Origin of the sequence: Enterococcus sp. 9D6_DIV0238, from assembly GCF_002174455.2 — a bacterium.
Lineage (GTDB): Bacteria > Bacillota > Bacilli > Lactobacillales > Enterococcaceae > Enterococcus_L > Enterococcus_L dunnyi.
Window position 1 is genome coordinate 762,449 of sequence record NZ_CP147246.1, and the last position, 13,446, is coordinate 775,894.

At 38.8% G+C, this 13,446-nt stretch carries 15 protein-coding genes; 2 read left to right on the plus strand and 13 right to left on the minus strand.

Features of this window, described 5'->3' with window-relative positions; genetic code table 11:
• Window position 1: 1 nt before the first annotated feature.
• Genes A5889_RS03640 through A5889_RS03650 form a run of 3 tightly spaced genes read right to left on the minus strand, consistent with a single transcriptional unit; the run spans window position 2 to window position 2,846 of the window.
• A complete protein-coding gene (locus A5889_RS03640) occupies window positions 2–772 on the minus strand; it encodes a TIGR01457 family HAD-type hydrolase (RefSeq protein ID WP_087641417.1) in 771 nt (256 codons plus the stop codon).
• A 6-nt stretch (window positions 773–778) separates the two neighbouring features.
• Window positions 779–1,432 carry a YutD family protein gene (locus A5889_RS03645; RefSeq protein WP_087641416.1) on the minus strand — a complete coding sequence of 218 codons (654 nt, stop codon included), beginning with the start codon at window positions 1,430–1,432 and terminating at the stop codon, window positions 779–781.
• Window positions 1,433–1,466: 34 nt separating this feature from the next.
• The gene (locus tag A5889_RS03650) at window positions 1,467–2,846 is read right to left on the minus strand and encodes a bifunctional metallophosphatase/5'-nucleotidase (RefSeq protein ID WP_087641415.1); all 1,380 of its coding nucleotides are present in this window, start codon (window positions 2,844–2,846) and stop codon (window positions 1,467–1,469) included.
• A gap of 93 nt (window positions 2,847–2,939) precedes the next feature.
• Here A5889_RS03650 and A5889_RS03655 point away from each other — a divergent pair, with 93 nt between their 5' ends.
• Complete coding sequence (locus A5889_RS03655; protein ID WP_087641414.1) at window positions 2,940–3,398, plus strand: methylated-DNA--[protein]-cysteine S-methyltransferase; 459 nt, start codon at window positions 2,940–2,942, stop codon at window positions 3,396–3,398.
• Window positions 3,399–3,462: 64 nt separating this feature from the next.
• Here the strand turns inward: A5889_RS03655 and A5889_RS03660 are convergent, their stop codons facing one another.
• The 7 genes from A5889_RS03660 to A5889_RS03690 all read right to left on the minus strand — a co-directional run bounded on the left by A5889_RS03660 (window position 3,463) and on the right by A5889_RS03690 (window position 10,429).
• Window positions 3,463–3,888, minus strand: coding sequence for an Asp23/Gls24 family envelope stress response protein (locus A5889_RS03660; protein WP_087641413.1), 426 nt, complete (start codon window positions 3,886–3,888; stop codon window positions 3,463–3,465).
• 30 nt (window positions 3,889–3,918) lie between these two features.
• The gene (locus tag A5889_RS03665; RefSeq protein WP_087641412.1) at window positions 3,919–4,152 is read right to left on the minus strand and encodes a DUF2273 domain-containing protein; all 234 of its coding nucleotides are present in this window, start codon (window positions 4,150–4,152) and stop codon (window positions 3,919–3,921) included.
• Between the two features lie 12 nt (window positions 4,153–4,164).
• Window positions 4,165–4,728, minus strand: a complete 564-nt coding sequence (gene amaP, locus A5889_RS03670) for an alkaline shock response membrane anchor protein AmaP (RefSeq protein ID WP_087641411.1) — start codon at window positions 4,726–4,728, stop codon at window positions 4,165–4,167.
• A gap of 158 nt (window positions 4,729–4,886) precedes the next feature.
• Entirely contained in the window at window positions 4,887–6,068 is a 1,182-nt protein-coding gene (locus A5889_RS03675; protein WP_087641410.1) for an AI-2E family transporter, read from the minus strand.
• A gap of 215 nt (window positions 6,069–6,283) precedes the next feature.
• Window positions 6,284–7,972 (minus strand): ribonuclease J, encoded by a 1,689-nt coding sequence (locus tag A5889_RS03680; protein WP_087641409.1) that lies wholly within the window; start codon window positions 7,970–7,972, stop codon window positions 6,284–6,286.
• Window positions 7,973–8,003: 31 nt separating this feature from the next.
• Complete coding sequence (gene dapA, locus A5889_RS03685) at window positions 8,004–8,876, minus strand: 4-hydroxy-tetrahydrodipicolinate synthase (RefSeq protein ID WP_087641408.1); 873 nt, start codon at window positions 8,874–8,876, stop codon at window positions 8,004–8,006.
• A 494-nt stretch (window positions 8,877–9,370) separates the two neighbouring features.
• Window positions 9,371–10,429, minus strand: a complete 1,059-nt coding sequence (locus tag A5889_RS03690) for an aspartate-semialdehyde dehydrogenase (RefSeq protein ID WP_087641407.1) — start codon at window positions 10,427–10,429, stop codon at window positions 9,371–9,373.
• A 220-nt stretch (window positions 10,430–10,649) separates the two neighbouring features.
• On the opposite strand from A5889_RS03690, the gene A5889_RS03695 reads away from it, so the two are divergent.
• Window positions 10,650–11,108 (plus strand): S-ribosylhomocysteine lyase, encoded by a 459-nt coding sequence (locus A5889_RS03695; protein WP_087641406.1) that lies wholly within the window; start codon window positions 10,650–10,652, stop codon window positions 11,106–11,108.
• 62 nt (window positions 11,109–11,170) lie between these two features.
• On the opposite strand, the gene A5889_RS03700 is transcribed toward A5889_RS03695, so the two are convergent.
• The 3 genes from A5889_RS03700 to scrK form a co-directional block, all read right to left on the minus strand.
• Window positions 11,171–11,992, minus strand: coding sequence for a ZIP family metal transporter (locus A5889_RS03700; RefSeq protein ID WP_087641405.1), 822 nt, complete (start codon window positions 11,990–11,992; stop codon window positions 11,171–11,173).
• Window positions 11,993–12,181: 189 nt separating this feature from the next.
• Window positions 12,182–12,436: a YtxH domain-containing protein gene (locus tag A5889_RS03705; RefSeq protein WP_087641404.1), complete on the minus strand. Its 255-nt coding sequence runs from the start codon at window positions 12,434–12,436 to the stop codon at window positions 12,182–12,184.
• Window positions 12,437–12,571: 135 nt separating this feature from the next.
• On the minus strand, window positions 12,572–13,435 hold the full coding sequence (gene scrK, locus A5889_RS03710; protein WP_087641403.1) for a fructokinase ScrK: 864 nt from the start codon (window positions 13,433–13,435) through the stop codon (window positions 12,572–12,574).
• Window positions 13,436–13,446 lie beyond the last annotated feature (11 nt).

The following is a 13,446-nucleotide window of genomic DNA, read 5'->3' on the forward strand; positions in this document are numbered from 1 at the left end:
ATCAAAACGTCCATTCATCTAACGAATTTAAAATATACGTTGGTTTTGCTGGTAGATCAGGAACAGCTTCTTTTGGAGTAAAACCTGATAACACAAGTAAGCTATCGATGCCATTTTGAAGACCTGACTGAATATCTGTTTCATAGTTGTCACCAACCATGATCACTTCTTCTTTCTCAAGCCCCAATACTTTCAGTGACTCATTCATAATGATCTTATTTGGTTTACCGATCATAATCGGTGTCGTTTGGGTAGCTGTAGCAACCAATGAAATAAATGAGCCTGCTCCAGGTAATAAACCACGTTCTGTCGGGATACTTTTATCCGGATTTGTTCCTATAAAGACAGCACCATTTCGAATAGCAAGTGCAGCGATAGCAAATTTTTCATAGGTAATTTCAGTATCCAACCCAACAATTACATAATCTGGTGTTTTTTCATCCCAGATAAATCCAGCTACTAAAATCAAATCAACTAAGCCTGATTCTCCGATGACGTAGACTCGCTGACCTTTTTTCTGCTCCTTCATATAATCGATCGTCGCAAGACTAGCCGTATAGACTGTTTCGATCGGCACATGAATATCGAATTCCTGTGCTAATCGATCTACGACCGCTTGTGGTGCTTTTGTTGTATTGTTTGTGACGAAAAGAAATGGTAAGTTTAGCTCTTGTAATCGTTCTACAAAACGTTTACCGGCTGGGATCACTTCTTTTCCAAGATAAATCGTACCATCTAAATCAATTAAATAGCCTTTGTAATGTTTTTCCACAAATGATTACTCCTCACGTTGACGAATCGTAAATGAACGGCCTTGACTGCCTGTACTTTCTTGTTTACCGACCGTTGTTTTTTTCTGTTCATTTTCTTTACGGTTTTTGATCACTGGTTTGGTTTTATTTGGCACTGGTGTGCGTTTTTCTTCTGTATGTGCCTGATTTTTATTTGCAGGTTTTTTATTGTTCTTTTTACGACGTGTTTGTTGTTTTTCTCTTTTTCCGCCGATGCGTTCGATCACAAAATAAGCGCAGCCGAAATTGCAATACTCATAAAGATAATCCTCTAAGGTATCGATGCGCTGCTCTGGTGCAGCTTTACGATTTGAATCACTAAAGAACCCTTTTAATCGTAGCTGATCATAGCCCCAATCGCCAACGATATAGTCATATTTTGACAAAACATCACTGAATCGTTCACCTAAACGCTCACTGTCAAACGCTTCACGATGGTTCTTGACCAGTTGATATTGACGATCTCCGATCGTTAAATGATCATCGTCGATAAGCGTCACGATCTCGCCTTTCTTCTTTTCTTTAACTGGTTCTTCTTTTATCTCTTCGAGAACTGCTGTAAGTTCATCGGTTAAGGTTGCTTCTTCTTTATGCTTTACCGGCTTTGCCGACTTGTATGGTTTCTTTGTTTTTTCTGTCATATTTACACCACCTGATTTTTATTATACCTTGTTTTTACTGGATTGGATAGTGGGCAGCTAAGTAGTCTCCCAAAACCGTTCGCAAAAATTCCGGGAAGATAAATTCAATTTCTCCAGCTATTTCGATAGTTGGGAAAAATGGGATAAACATAAAATGATCGACTGTCGTAAACGTATAATTTTTTTGTGGATCAATTGGTCGATTTTGCCAAAAGCCTTGTCGCGTTTGTTTATCATAAGAAAAACCATCATAATATAATTCCCCGAAAACCTTTCCGCGAAAACCCATTCCAGAAATAGGAAATTTACGTAAATAATGTCGGTTTTTCTCCATTTCCTGAAGCATCCGAACAAAATCAGCACCTGAAAGAGTCACTCGAATCAAATGCATAGGATGCGGTAAGCTTTCATGCAACTGATCTTTGTCAACGATTCCTTTTGGTATATCTGTTAAAAATAGACCATTATTCAATACAGCAGCCTCTGTTCCGGCTTTTTCTTTTAATGCGCTTAAAGCGGTCGTCATCAATGAATGTTCTGTATTTAGGTCGATAGAGAGTGGGTATGGAATCTCAGCGAGCTGCTCAGCCTGTAATAGCTGGTGGCCTAATGTCAAGTAATCCTGAATTTCTTTTTGATCCTCTACTTCTTCCGGTAGATCCTCTGTCGGTAAGGCTTTTGCTGTACTATGAACGATCTTGTTTTGTTCAACTGTTACATGGACCTCTCCAATATAATGCCCGAATTTCCCTGCTGCGGATAATTGTGTCTGATTGATTTTTTCTCCATGCCTAAATAAATGATGTGTATGTGAGCCTAATAAAATATCGATTTCCGGAAATTCATTGGCCAGCCTGATATCTTCATCAATCCCTAGATGGCTCATCAAGATCAAAATGTCACACGTAGGACGGACCTTTGTAAGTAACGATGGCAAAACTGATTTAGCAGTATGGATCGTCCAGCCATTCGGTTCATAAGTCAAAGGAAAAGGAGCCGTTAAAGCAATAAGTCCAATTTTAGTATTATCTGCTGTTTCTATGAGTTTGAATGGCTCAGACCACTCCGGAGTTTCCCCGGTTTCTTTATCTTGTAAATTTGCCAGCAACACATCGAAATTCCGATGATCATACAAATGGTTCAGCTGTTCTTTAGAATTCCCTACGCCTTCATTATTCCCGATCGTTGCTGCATCATAGCCGATCGTATTCATCAGCTCAATGTTTGCCTGCCCATCAGTCGCTTCAGTCAGTGGGTGCCAGCGATCGACAAAATCCCCAAGGTCAACTGCTAGAACTGTTTTTCCTGTACGGAGATACTTCTCTTTTTGACTCGTCAGATAACGTCTGATCTTTGGCCAGTTTTCTAGGTGGGAATGTAGATCATTTGTGTGAAAGATGACGATTTCTTCCATCATAGCACCTCCAAAATTCAGTATATAAAAGTATAGTACCATATTTAGACTTGAAGTATAATAAAGTAACGACGAAAATACAGGAGGCTCGAAGTGAAAGTACAAGCACCTTTTGGTTTCATTTGGCTCGATGCGAATGATCAAGGCCTGACAAATATTTCTTTTACTGAACTGACAGATCACCATGACAATCGATATACACGACAAGCGGCAGATGAATTGGCTGACTATTTTTCAGGAAAGCGAACATCCTTTGACGTTCCTTTATCAATTCAAACTGGCACAGTCTTTCAACAAAAGGTTTGGCAAGCTCTCACTAAGATTCCATATGGTGAAACGCGCAGTTATTTAGATATTGCTATTGCAGTAGATTCTCCAAAAGCCGTTCGTGCAATAGGACAAGCGAATAGTAAAAACCCACTTCCAATCATTATTCCCTGTCATCGTGTAATCGGAAAGAACGGCAAACTGACAGGCTACTTAGGTAGCGCACAACAAGATGGATTAAGCATCAAACAAGATCTTTTAGCGATCGAACACATTATTTTTTAACAAAAAAACGTGTGGAACCTGAATTTTCTAGGTTCCACACGTTTTGTCACATCATTAGCTTAATTTAGTTTGCAGCTTTTGCAGCATCAGTAACATCTTTTCCTCGATATTTTTCCAAGTATTGTTCTTTGGTCATGACATCACCGACATTCATATTGAATTCCACAAGATCCAATCCGGTCATATAATGGATCGCATCTTTGATCTTCTCAACCGTTTTGTCGAATAACATAGAAATATCAACATCATACTGACAAATAACAGAAACATCAACGGCTACTTGTTTTGTTCCAACCTCAACATCGATGCCTTTTGTTAAGTCTTCATTATCTCTAAAACGTTCCGCAAAGTCCGTGAACAAGTTTCCACTCAAGCCTAATATACCGTCGATATCTGAAATAACAACACCTACGATTTTTTTGATCACTACATCATCAAAAGTCAGCTTTGATTTTAATCCACCTACAGTTTCTTTCATTTCTTCTGTCATTTTTATTTTCTCCTCTCAAAATTTTTTTGTTTAAATTCCTATCATTCCGCGTACTGCATCGATCAAGGAATAGATATCTAAGTCTTCATCCCGCATTTTACCGATAAGATAGCCTATTGTACCAAAAATCAACAAAACCAAGGTTTTCCCAAAGCCGATCCAAAGAAAAAGTATTGCCAATAAGAAAAACAAGGTTGTCCAAATAATTCTAAAGCGGTACGGTTTAAGTTGTTTGAACCACTCTTCTTTTTGCTTTTGATCCATCATTTTTCCCTCCTAAACAACTCGTGAATGTTTTTTTCCAAAAGAAGCAGAATCTGTAGGAGCCTTTTCTTTTACAGTAACGATCACACTACTTTCGATCGATTCTAAAGCTTTAGACAACGCTTCATCTACTTGCCATTTGATTTTATCTGCCATTGGTGCAAAGTCTTCCTTACTGCGAACATCGATCTTCAGTTTAACAAGTACCTTTTCTTTTCCTTTGATCTTGACAGTCACTTTTGTTTTATCTGGATGGATCATTGAATCATAGGCATTTTGCACAATTTGGACAAGCGTACTTCTAAGAATTTCCGTACGATTCGATCCATCTTTTACGACTAACCGCTTGCGGCGTGCAGAAACGGATAAAACAAGCAATAAAATAAGAGTCAATAGACCGCCTAAAATCAACAAAATCCATTCAAAGAATGAGAATAGCCATAAATGACCAACGATAAAACGCCCAACTGTTGAAGATAACCAAGGAATTTGAACCACTTGACTAAGCAGGCCCAGTGTTCCAATGAAAAGTACTAATGCGATCAATCCAAATAAGGTTTTTACTAATCGCCTCATAATTATCTCTCCTCGTAAATCCACATTTTTTTACCTTAGTTAAATTGTACCGCCTAAAAATTTGTATTACAAAAGATACGAACTCTATTTGAACAATTAAAAAGAAAAAGTGAACAAGTCTCTTCTTTTCATACGTTCGACTAATCCACTTTTTCCGTTTATTCATCTAGATATTCTTCTTTAGAAAACTCTGTATCCTCATATTCTCCACTATCTCCATAATACTGATTATAGCGCTGTTTAAATTTACGAAATAGGTACGTCACAAGTACTTTAGCAATCGCATAAATCGGAATTCCAAAAATCAGACCAAACATGCCGAGTAGATCGCCCATCACTAATAAAACGATCACAATGGTCAGCGGATGCACAACAAGACGTTTTCCCATCACTTGCGGCGCAATTAAATGACCATTCAGCATTTGTACGATCATCCAAACAATACTCATTTTGATAAACATCCCGAATGAAACCATCAAAGCAACGATCGCAGCTGGAATAAATGCAATCACTGGACCAATATAAGGAATCACAGCTGTCACACCAACAATGATCGATAAGGTTCCAGAATAAGGAACTTTGATCAACCAAAAACCAATAAAAGTCAAAATACCGATTGCGATCGATACAAGGATCTGACCTTTTAAATAGGCCCCTACTTGACTGCTCATCGTCGCACCAATTTCTTTCGCATCTTTTCTAAAGCGTGGTGGAATAATACTTAATACGAATGAAAAGAATTTTTGATCATCCTTCAGTAAAAAGAAGGTAATGATCGGTGCCGTTACCATGACAAGTGCAAATCCAGTCAATGTTGAAAACACAGTCGAAGCTCCTTCAACTGCTTTAGAAAAATAACTGCCGATTTTATCCGACACATTGTCGAACCAATTTTGTACACTCGCTAATGCATTCGCCAAAGGTTTTTCAAAAGCGGAATTATGGAAAAAGTCTGCAACCATTTTGTTGAGATCATCCATATATTGAGGAAAACTTTTAACTAGCCCATCCACCTGCTTTTGAATGATCGGCACGACTAAAATAATCCCAACAACGAACAATGTGATCAGGACAATAAATATAGCAGATACACCATATACTCGTTTTACCTTATGCTTTTCCAGCCAGTTTACTACAGGGTTAAATAAATAATATAAAATCAATGCTAAAATTGTTGGCCCTATAGTTGTCTTAAAGACGACCCCGATCGGACCGAAGATAAAACCAACTTGATGGAAAATGAAAATCACTGCCCCTAATAGAAGCAGGGCTACAAGCGTAAATAGTAAATTTTTCCCTCCAAGAAATTTGATCCAGCGTGTTTCTTGTTTCTTTTCCAAATCTATCCCTCCCGTCATCCCTTCAATTGTATCTAAAAAAAGTCTATCTGTAAAAAATTCGGTCATGATAAAGAAAAGAGTGCCTGACAAAACTAAAAATCAGTTTTGTTTTGCACTCTAGAACGTAATAAGTAGCGGTCAAAAGTCAGGTTCTTCGGCAATTTTTGAAAAATTGCTCGAACCTAGGTGACTTTTGCCTCAACCTCTGTTAGATGTTAATTTGACGCTTTGCGTCCTTTTCTTTGTGTAGCTTCCATGATAACTGGTAAAATCACCGGACGACGTTTCGTTTGTTCAAACAAGTAACGGCTTAATTGCTCCCGGATATCTTGTTTTAATTTACTCCACTCAAAATCGCTGCTTTCGAGATGTTTTTCAACGATCTCCGTCACGATATTGCTGCTTTCTTTCATCAAATCTTTGCTTGTTTTTACATAAACAAAGCCTCTTGAGGTAATTTTAGCAGGAGAAACGATTCGTTTTTCACGTCGATTGATCGTCACAACAGCAACGAAAATGCCATCTTCAGATAAAATTCGGCGATCACGTAATACGATATTGCCGATATCACCGACACCGATCCCATCGATCATAATATTTTCAGCAGTTGTACTGCCAGCTACAGTCATTTTCTTTTTCGTGTATTCCAGAATATCTCCACGCCCAGTGATAAAAATATTCTTATATGGAATACCTAATTCATGAGCCAAATCAGCATGTGCTGCTAATTGTCGATATTCTCCTTGTACAGGAATAAAATATTTTGGTTTGATCAAGTTTAACATCAACTGTAAATCTGTCGGACTGGCATGACCAGACACACGCATATTATCTGAGATTTGTTTGACAACGCCGCCAGCTCGGTAAACGATATCTTCTGTTTTAGCTACAGCTGTTTCCATTGCTGTTGTTGGCGTAGTCGTGATATAAACTAAATCACCTTCCTGGATTTTAATGGTACGGTGAGTTTTATTCGCCATTTTCTGCAGCGATTTGATTGGTTCACCCATCGTTCCTGTTTCCAGAATGATCAGTTGTTCCGCTTGATATTTCTTCATTTCTTTTACACCGATAATCAAATCTTCACTTGGTAATTTTAACTTGTCCAACTTGATCGCTGTGTTGATGATTCGTTGAAAATCTTGTCCTGTCAAGACGATCTTGCGATCAGAACGATAGGCAGCGTCTAAAATTTGCTGCACACGCTGTAAATTGCTTGCCACACAAGCCACGATAATACGGCCTTCCCAATAACGGATCGTATCGAATACTTCATCTGCAATTTGAAGTTCAGAAACAACTTGTGAAGGATTTTCAGCATTTGACGAATCACTCAATAAGGCAAGAACACCCTCGTTTCCGATTTCTGCTAAACGCCCAAAATCAGTTTGATACATCGGTATGGCGCTTTGATCAAATTTGAAATCACCCGTATAAACAATATTACCTTCTTTGGTTTTTAAGTTGATCCCAATCGACTCTGGTATCGTATGAGTGGTTCTAAAAAAGCTGATTGTCGCATGCGCAAAATCGATCTCTGTATGTGCATCAACTACGTGAAAATCATCAAATTTCTTTGACTCTGCATGATCCCCCACGTTTAATTTAGCTAACTCGATCGTTAACTCTGTACCAAACACTGGTACATGGACTTTGGCTAACAGATATGGTAATGCTCCAATCGCATCTGCATGTCCGTGTGTTAAGAAAACCCCGGCAACACGATCGATGTTTTCTTCCAAATACGTAAAATCAGGAATGACTACATCAATCCCCAGCAGTTCATTTTCTGGATATTTTAATCCGCAATCCAGCACAAAAATTTCATCTTCCACTTCTGCGATGTACATATTTTTACCATTTTCACGAACGCCGCCTAAGGGAACGATTTTTATTGTACTCACTAGTTTCACCTCTCTATATTCTCATACTGGATCATAGATCCAATATGCTTAAAATTTTCGCCTTTTCTTCAGAAGTACAAGATACAAGAGGTAAACGCAAATCACCGACAGCAATGCCTAAATGATTTAACACAGCTTTAACTGGCGCAGGAGATGGTACTGAAAACAGTGCATTCATCTTGGGCAGTAATTGCCGTTGAATCGCTGCTGCTTTTTTCAACTCCCCTTGATCCAGTGCTTGATACATGTTATACATTTCCGTACCAAAAACATGACTGGCTACCGAAATGACCCCTTGTCCACCTATCGCTTTATTTGAAAAAGCTAAGGAATCTTCTCCAGTATACACTAAAAAGTCTTTTGGCGCTTTCTCGACCAACTCAGTTAGGGCATCTAAACCAAAACATTCTTTGATAGCAACGATATTTTTTAATTCTGCTAAACGCAAACTTGTCGCTACATCAAGGCTTGCTACTGTTCTTCCCGGTACATTATACAAAATGATCGGCAAATCACTCGCCTCAGCAATGGCTTTAAAATGTTGGTATAGTCCTTCTTGATTTGGTTTGTTGTAGTAAGGAACAACGGCTAAACCAGCATCGATGCCGCGAATAGCAGAAATTTCCTTCACAAATTCAACCGAATCCCGTGTATCATTGGTTCCCACACCACAAATGATCGGTACACGTCCATCGACTAAACGAATCACTTCATTGAACAATTCAATTTCTTCATCATGGGTCAACGTAGGTGACTCTCCTGTTGTACCTGCTAAAATTATTCCTTCTGTATGATTATCAAGCAGATGATTCACCAATTGAGGCAATCTAGAAAAATCGATTGCACCATTTTCGTCAAAAGGTGTGACCATAGCTGTAATGATCGTTGCATTTTCTAAATTCATACTTACTTCCTCCTAATTTAAAAGCAGAACAAATCGTTTAATCCTGTAGAAAATTAGGAAATTGACTTTGAGACGCTTTTTGTCTCACTGGCAATTTGTCTATTTTCCTAAGGATTGATTTGTGCAGCTAGATAACATTTAAAAGCGGAACAGGCTCGTCAAGCTCTGACAGAAAAATAGGAAAAATCGATTGAGACGCTTTTTGTCTCACTCTATTTTTATCTTTTTTCCGAAGAGCTAGCCTGTGCAGCTAGATAACATAAATGATCAACACTTTCTTCGAAAGTCTTGTACTGTTCAACATCAGTTCATTTCATTCACTGTGATTCTCAGCAAAAGCGGAATGAACCTATTTAGTCTCGACAAGAAAATAGGAAAACATGACTGAGGCGCTTTTGGCCTCATTCAGGTTTTATCTTTTTCTCGAGAGACTGGCTCATGCAGCTAGATAATAACAAGCTCTCATTTCCCAAAGATCCAATTTTTGGAGCGATCTATTCAACACCAACCAAATTCATTGCATGCAATGTTTCAGCAATTTGAACGGAATTCCACGCTGCACCTTTTAACAAGTTATCAGAGACGACCCACATATGGTAGCCTTTATCGATATCGATATCTTTGCGGATCCGTCCAACAAAAGTTTCCTTACGATCGATACTTGTCAAAGCCTGCGGATAAATTTGCTGACTTGGATCATCTTGTAATACAGCACTAGGCGCTTCTGCTATCAATTGCTTGATTTTAGCAACATCTGCACCATCTTCTTTGACTTCGATATACACAGATTCTGAATGTCCAGACAACACCGGAATCCGTACACATGTCGCAACAACTTTGATGCTGTCATCTTCCATGATCTTCTTCGTTTCATTGATCATTTTCCATTCTTCATATGTGTAATCCTCATCTGAAAAAACATCGATCTGCGGTAACGCATTAAACGCGATCGGATAATGTTTTTTATCTCCACCACTCGGTAAAATCGTTGCTTTGAGCTGATCGGCAGGTGTTCCATTGATATAGTCTACTGCTTGTGCTTTTAGCTCTTCCATTGCGTGGATACCAGCTCCGCTAACTGCCTGATAGGTCGATACGATCAACCGGTCTAAGCCATATGCTTTACGGATCGGCTCAAGTGCCACCATCAATTGAATCGTTGAGCAGTTTGGGTTAGCAATGATTCCTTTGTGACGTTTCAATGCATGCGGATTGACCTCTGGAACTACTAGAGGAACTTCTGGATCCATTCTAAAATGACTCGTATTATCAATAACCACAGCTCCGCGTTTTACCGCTTCAGGAGCAAATTGTTTAGAGATACTTCCGCCTGCACTGAACAAAGCGATGTCAACATTTTCAAATGACTCAGGAACTAATTCTTCGATTACTAATGTCTGTCCTTTAAACATTAGTTCTTTACCAGCTGAACGTTTCGATGCCAAAAGTTTGACATGGTTCAACGGCAATGTCGAATCAGCCAACATCTCGATCATCTTTGTCCCAACAGCCCCAGTTGCTCCTACTATGGCAACATTATACTTTTCTTTCATACTTATTTATCTCCTCTCGTCTTCCTGAAGAAAGTTGCTTTTTTCATTTTACCATAGTATCGACTATTACTACATAGGAAGTAAAGTGATTTTTCTCTATTTTATTGAAATAATTCATTCTACTCATCGTCAAAGAAGTCCCTACGTCAATCTATTGACATTTGAAACGTATTTGTTATAGTTAAAAGCGACATTTACTTAATTTGAAGGAGTGAATACCATGGCACGTGTTGAAAGTTTTGAATTAGACCACAATACAGTAAAAGCCCCTTATGTGCGCTTAGCTGGTACAGAAAAAAATGGGGAAGCGCTGATCGAAAAATACGACCTACGTTTCTTACAGCCAAATGAAGATGAATTGCCGACAGCAGCGGTTCATACACTGGAGCACTTATTAGCAGTGAACTTACGTGATCATTTAGAAGGAATCATCGACATCTCTCCAATGGGCTGCCGCACTGGTTTTTATATGATCATGTGGAATGAACATTCACCAAAAGAAATTCGCGATGCATTAGTAAACGTGCTTAATTTTATTGTTGAAACAGATTTCGTTCCTGCTGTTTCTGCAAAAGAATGCGGAAATTATAAAGACCATTCTTTATTTTCTGCACAAGAATATGCAAAAATCGTTTTAGAAAAAGGAATCAGCTTAGATCCTTTTGAGCGTGTGCTTTAAAATGACTAAAAAACAAGTGCTTGGATACTCATCCTAAGCACTTGTTTTTTTGATGCCGTCCATTACCCCAACGCCACATCTAAAATCATCATGATGATGAAACCAAGCATTACACCAAAGACAGCAAAGTGTCTTCTGCTAGTTACTGTTTGCTGCGCTTCCGGAATCAGTTCTTCGACTACCACATAAATCATTGCTCCTGCTGCAAAAGCTAGTGCATAAGGCAATAGCATGGTGACCTTCGTTACCAAGATAGCTCCGATGATCCCTGCGATCGGTTCTACAATTCCTGAAGCTTGACCATACAGAAAGGCTTTTTTGCGACTTAGATTTTCTTGACGCAAAGGAATCGACACTGCTGCACCTTCCGGAAAATTTTGAATCCCGATTCCTAGAGCAACAGAAACTGCCGCCAAAACAGCTTTTGTTGGATCATCCGCTGAGTTGGCTGCGCCAAAGGCTACTCCGACTGCTAATCCTTCTGGAATATTATGTAATGTAATAGAGAAAACAAGTAAAATCGTACGTTTTAGATGACTCGGTAACCCTTCTTTTTCATGATTAGGGCCAAAATGCATATGTGGCAACGTCTTATCAGCAATATATAAAAACAGTCCGCCTAAACCAAACCCGAAACTTACGACCAACCAAGCAATACTGCCATTCTCTTCTGCTTGTTTGATTGCCGGGTCAAGCAAAGACCAGAAACTCGCAGCGATCATCACACCTGAAGCAAATCCCAGCATCAAATTCAAAATATCTTTTTTTATTTCTTTAAAGAAAAAAACCAATGCTGCTCCCAAAGCAGTCATGAAATAGGTAAATCCTGTCCCAACCAACGCTTGCTGCCAAGCATCCAACGACAATAACCAATCAGTAAACACTCATATCCCTTCCTTCCACACTCTACTCCCTTAACTTTATCATATCAATGATTTTATGACTACGCTTTACAACAAAAATAAGGGCGAAACAAAACGAATCGTACGCTTTTGTCTCACCCTTATTCAATATTATTTGGTTATACAAGTAAACTTTGTCAGTTAAAAACTGCTTCTTAGTTTTTCAAATTACTACTTATCATCATGTTTGTGGAATTTTTCTTTGATATCTTCAAAGCCTTCTTTGATCTTATCGCCTAACTTTTCAGCACCGTCTTTGATATCATCACCGGCATCACGAGCTTTATCTTTTGCATCTGCAAAAGTTGATTGCGCTTTGCCTTCAAGTTCTTTCCCTTTATCATCGGTTACTTTCCCTTGAACTTCTTTAGCGGTACCTTCAACTTTATCCTTTGCATCATCTAAACGTCCATTTAAATCTGCCATGTCAAAATCCCTCCTAATATTTTTTAGTACACTATTACAATAGCACCATTTTAGGGTTGCCACAAATATTTAGCTTTTTTAGGAGACATGATCTTTATATAGGATAAAAAATTTATTCATCATACCTTTTGATTATCATATTTTCTCTTTGGCCAAAGCTAAACACCCTATCGTACCCGGATCATCCACTAAGGCTGGCGTAACGATATACTCTTCTAAAGGTGGAGTTTTCACATACCCATTCACTAGTTTTTTAAACTCTTTACGAACCTTTTCCAGCATATGTTCCTGCTTCATTACGCCACCACCAAAAATAATGACTTCAGGTGAAAACATCAGCGTTGTGTTATAGGCTACCTGAGCGATATAATACGCTTCGATCGACCAAAATGGATGGGATTCTTCTAATTCTTGTCCTTTGCTTCCTGTTCTTTTTTCAATTGCAGGACCGGCAACCATTCCTTCCAAACAGTCTCCATGAAAAGGGCAACTTCCTTCAAATAAATCGTCTGAATGTCTTTTAAGTGTTGTATGCCCCATCTCAGGATGACTGAATCCTTCAATGAAATGGCCATTTTGAATAGCACCAGCCCCTACACCTGTCCCGATCGTATAATAGACACAGCTAGATGATCCTATCCCGTGCCCTTTCACGTATTCTCCATAAGCTGCAGCATTAACATCTGTCGTCCAAGCAATAGGAAGATCGAAATGCTGCTTCATCTCTCCGACGAAATCAAATCCTTGCCAAGCCAACTTAGGAGTAGAAGTGATGTGACCATATGTTGGCGAATCCTCATGAATATCGATTGGTCCAAACGAACCAATACCGATCGCCTGAAGTTCATATTGCTTGAAAAAATCGATGACCAAAGCCATTGTTTCTTCTGGAGTCGTCGTCGGAAAACTCACTCTTTCTAAAATTTCTAGGTCATCTGTTCCAACGGCACATACAAATTTTGTACCGCCAGCTTCAATACTACCTAATAACTTTTTCATTCTTTTTCACT

Excerpts from the sequence above, each read along its gene's own strand:
- A5889_RS03660 (WP_087641413.1), bottom strand. The coding sequence starts at position 3,888 with ATGACAGAAGAAATGAAAGAAACTGTAGGTGGATTAAAATCAAAGCTG.
- amaP (WP_087641411.1), bottom strand. The coding sequence starts at position 4,728 with ATGAGGCGATTAGTAAAAACCTTATTTGGATTGATCGCATTAGTACTT.
- dapA (WP_087641408.1), bottom strand. The coding sequence starts at position 8,876 with ATGAATTTAGAAAATGCAACGATCATTACAGCTATGGTCACACCTTTT.
- scrK (WP_087641403.1), bottom strand. The coding sequence starts at position 13,435 with ATGAAAAAGTTATTAGGTAGTATTGAAGCTGGCGGTACAAAATTTGTA.
- A5889_RS03650 (WP_087641415.1), bottom strand. The coding sequence starts at position 2,846 with ATGGAAGAAATCGTCATCTTTCACACAAATGATCTACATTCCCACCTA.
- A5889_RS03705 (WP_087641404.1), bottom strand. The coding sequence starts at position 12,436 with ATGGCAGATTTAAATGGACGTTTAGATGATGCAAAGGATAAAGTTGAA.
- A5889_RS03645 (WP_087641416.1), bottom strand. The coding sequence starts at position 1,432 with ATGACAGAAAAAACAAAGAAACCATACAAGTCGGCAAAGCCGGTAAAG.
- A5889_RS03665 (WP_087641412.1), bottom strand. The coding sequence starts at position 4,152 with ATGGATCAAAAGCAAAAAGAAGAGTGGTTCAAACAACTTAAACCGTAC.
- A5889_RS03690 (WP_087641407.1), bottom strand. The coding sequence starts at position 10,429 with ATGAAAGAAAAGTATAATGTTGCCATAGTAGGAGCAACTGGGGCTGTT.
- A5889_RS03695 (WP_087641406.1), top strand. The coding sequence starts at position 10,650 with ATGGCACGTGTTGAAAGTTTTGAATTAGACCACAATACAGTAAAAGCC.